The sequence below is a fragment of the Opacimonas viscosa genome (genome assembly GCF_024199005.1).
GTDB lineage: Bacteria > Pseudomonadota > Gammaproteobacteria > Enterobacterales > Alteromonadaceae > Opacimonas > Opacimonas viscosa.
Genome location: NZ_JANATA010000053.1, coordinates 1 through 615 on the forward strand (window position 1 = coordinate 1; position 615 = coordinate 615).

General features: G+C 45.5%; 1 protein-coding gene. It reads right to left on the reverse strand.

The annotated features are described in order from the left end of the window. Positions 1–615 (reverse strand): IS4 family transposase (locus tag NLF92_RS12660; protein ID WP_254102558.1); only part of this gene is annotated, 615 nt, incomplete at both ends.

The following is a 615-nucleotide window of genomic DNA, read 5'->3' on the forward strand; positions in this document are numbered from 1 at the left end:
AGCCACGGGTCTTTCGCCCCTTGCGCATGGGCTTTTGAGCGTTTTGAGGCTTTACGTGTACCATCTGGATTTGAAGCATGACGCCCTTTAGATTTCTGTTTAAAAAGAACTAGCGTGCAGGCAAAGGGATTACTTCTTACTATTTGGCTGTTGTCAAAACGCTTCGGACGACAGGTTGCTTGAGTATAGAGATAGCGAATACACTGCCACGTATCTCCTCTATCAAGTGAATAAAAATGTGGCTTACGGATACGTCCAATAATGTCCCATCCAAGCGCCCTAACTGCCCTGAACCAAGGCGATTTATACCCTGCATCGGTAACGATAATGGGTCGGCAATTTGAAGGTAACATGGCGTGTAATGTCTTTAAGAATGCTTTGTGGGTGGCTGGTTTCTCTTTGGTCTTGTTGCAATGCACTTCTTGATAAAGTGTGACGGGCCGACCTTTTAAAGATATTGCCGCGCGTAAAAGAACATGCGCTTTACGGTCGTCTAAATCTGACCAGTCGATTGAGATAACAGGGCGTGTTGTGTTGCCGCAAAATAGTTGGCATATAGATGCATAGATGAGCGGTGTTTCACTTACTAAATGCGGGATTGAGAGCAACCAGTCA